Annotated in this window: 3 protein-coding genes; all 3 read right to left on the reverse strand. The window is 71.2% G+C overall.

Annotated features, from left to right (window positions below; all coding sequences use genetic code 11):
• Positions 1–422 (reverse strand): ABC transporter permease (locus ACFWIC_RS40900; protein WP_380522265.1); only part of this gene is annotated, 422 nt, incomplete at its 3' end.
• The gene (locus tag ACFWIC_RS40905) at positions 419–2,005 is read right to left on the reverse strand and encodes a sugar ABC transporter ATP-binding protein (protein ID WP_380522267.1); all 1,587 of its coding nucleotides are present in this window, start codon (positions 2,003–2,005) and stop codon (positions 419–421) included. The genes ACFWIC_RS40905 and ACFWIC_RS40900, both read right to left, overlap by 4 nt.
• 316 nt (positions 2,006–2,321) lie before the next feature.
• Positions 2,322–2,609: a hypothetical protein gene (locus ACFWIC_RS40910; protein ID WP_380522269.1), complete on the reverse strand. Its 288-nt coding sequence runs from the start codon at positions 2,607–2,609 to the stop codon at positions 2,322–2,324.
• Positions 2,610–2,894 lie beyond the last annotated feature (285 nt).

Here is a 2,894-nt window from a genome sequence, read left to right on the forward strand (position 1 = left end):
ACGCGGCCGTAGACGATGATCAGGCCGTTGAGGATGCCGACGAGGATGCCGGTGCCGATGGCGGCGGCGATGCCGAGGTAGGGGTTGGATCCCGTGGAGGTGAAGGCCATGGCGGAGACGACGGAGGCGACGCCGGCTTGGGAGCCGACGGAGATGTCGAGGCCGCCGCAGATGATGACGACGGTCTGGACGATGGCGAGGAGGCCGGTGATGGTGGCGGCTTCGGCGATGACCTGCATGTTGCCGAGGCTGAGGAAGTTGTCGTTGAGGATGCCGAACAGGGCGAGGACGGCGACCAGCGCACCGATCAGGCTGAGGTTCTGCCCACCGACCGAGGCCAGGATCTTCGGTGAGACCACGGACCGGCGTGGGGAGTGGCCGCCATTCTTGGCGGATGGCGTGGTGCTGGTGGTGGTGCTCATTCGCAGGCTCCGGGGGCGGGGGCGGGCGTAGTCGCGGTGGCGATGTCGTCGGCCATGGCGAGGTTGAGGATGGCTTCCTCGGTGGCGGTGGTGCGGTCGAGTTCGCCGGTGATGCGGCCGTTCTGCATGACGATGATGCGGTCGGCGAGGCCGAGGACTTCGGGGAGTTCGGAGGAGATGACGAGGATGGCGACGCCTTCGGCGGCGAGGTCGGCGATGATCTGGTAGATCTCGGCTTTGGCGCCGACGTCGATGCCGCGGGTGGGCTCGTCGAGGATCAGGACTTTGGGTTTGCGGGCGAGCCAGCGGGCGAGGACGACTTTCTGTTGGTTGCCGCCGGAGAGTTTGCGCACTTCGTGTTCGATGGAGGGGGTGCGTACGCGGAGGCGGTCGGTGTATTCCTGGGCGAGCTCGCGTTCGGCGGTGCGGCGTACGAAGCGGAAGCGGCGTAGGCGTTCCAGGACGACGGTGCTGGTGTTGTCGCGGATGGAGCGGTGCAGGAACAGGGCCTGGGCTTTGCGTTCCTCGGGGGCGAGGCCGAGGCCGGCGCGGATGGCGTCGCCGGGGCTGCCCGAGCGCAGGGCGCGGCCGTCGAGGGTGACGGTGCCGGAGCGGACGGGTTGGTCACCGGCGAGCGCGAGGGCGAGTTCGGAGCGTCCGGCCCCGATGAGTCCGGCCAGGCCGACGACCTCACCGGCGTGGATGCGCAGGTCGATGCCGGTGACGTGGTCGGTGGTCAGGCCGTGGACGTCGAGGACGAGGCGGTCGGTGGCGACGCGTTCGCGGGTGAACATGGTGGACAGGTCACGCCCGACCATCAACCGCACGAGGTCGCCCTCGCTGGTGGTGGCCGCGTCCTGGACACCGGCGAGGGCGCCGTCACGCAGCACCGCGATGCGGTCGGCGAGTTGGAAGATCTCCTGCATGCGGTGCGAGACGTAGACGACGGCTACGCCTTGGTCGCGTAGGCGGCGGATGAGGGTGAAGAGGGCGTCGACTTCGTGTTCGGACAGCGAGGAGGTCGGTTCGTCGAAGGCGATCACCTTGGCGTCGCCGGTCAGGGCCCGCAGGATTTCGACGAGTTGGCGTTGGGCGGGGGTGAGTTGGGAGCCGAGGAGGTCGGGGTCGAGGACCTTGTCGAAGCCCAGGCGCCTGAGGTCGGCCGTGATTCGGCGGCGTAGTTCGGCGCGGTCCAGGCGACGGCCGGTGGTGCGGGGCAGGGAGCCGGCGTAGACGTTCTCGGCGACGGAGACGTGCGGGATGATCTCCGGCTCCTGGGGGATGATCCGGATGCCGGCGGTGCGGGCCTGGGCGGGTGAGGCGAGGTCCACCCGCCGGCCGTCGAGGACGACATGGCCCTCCGTCGGCTGGTGGTCGCCGGTGAGGATCTTCAGCAGGGTGGACTTCCCGGCCCCGTTCTCGCCCATCAGCGCGGTGATCTGGCCGGCGGGAAAGTCGAGGGTCACACCGTCCAGGGCCTGCACCGCACCGAACCGCTTGGTGACCTGGTGCACCCCGGCGGTGGATGCGGACGGTGTCCGGCCGGATTCCGGGTCGGTGGGCGGGTCGGGTACTCGGGTCATGGTGTTGTTCACCTCGAAGGCATCGGTAGGGACAGCGAGGACGGCGGCGGGGTGACACCGAGAGAGGCGGGGGCCCCGGCCGGCGGGGGGATGACCGGCCGGGGCTGTTCGGGGGCGGGCCGCGAGGGGGCGCCCGGTGGTAGGTCGGCTGTGGCTGCTGCTGCCGGCCTGGCGGGTAGTGACGGTCGGCGGTGGGTCGGGCGGGCTCTCGGTGGGCCGCCGCCGTTCGCGGTATGGGCTGTTGCGACGTGGCAGCTTGCTGTGGTGGCGGTGCGTGGGCCCCGACCCGTGACCCGGCGCGGGCGGGTGTGGTGTGTCAGGCGGGGTGGGGGGTGTCGAGGTGGGCACCTCGACGGTGGCGTACCGCTTCGGGGCTCTGGGCGCGGAGGGCTGCGGCGGCGGTGGCTTCGGTGGGGGTGGTGGCCCATTGGACGAAGCTGTGGGTTCCGTGGCAGCCGTCGGGTGTGCGGGTGGGGAGGGTGACCATCCAGCAGGGGGTCGCGTCCGGGCTAGTCCAGTGGTCGAGGAGGGCGGTGCGCACCGGTGTGCAGGACGCCGTGCCCGGGTGAGGGTAGCCGGTGGTTCGGCAGGACGTGTAGGACACGGGTGCCTCCGGTGGTGCGGGGGGGGCGCCGGGTCGGGCGCCGGGTGGTGGGGCCGGGTGGCACCTGGCGGGTGTTGTCGGCCGCGCGGGGGGCGTCTGGCACCGGGTGCCTGGAGGGGTGTCCGGCGGGAACGCTCCTGGGGGGGTGTCCGGCCTGCGGGGGCAGGCCGGCTCGGCATGTGTAGGACGGGGGTCAGCTGCAGGTGGCGCCGCTGGTCTTGAAGGTGGTGGCGTCGACCATGGTGGTGGGGGCGAAGGCTTCGGCGGGCATGGCCTTGCCGTTCT

Source organism: Kitasatospora sp. NPDC127035 (genome assembly GCF_042726075.1).
GTDB lineage: Bacteria > Actinomycetota > Actinomycetes > Streptomycetales > Streptomycetaceae > Kitasatospora.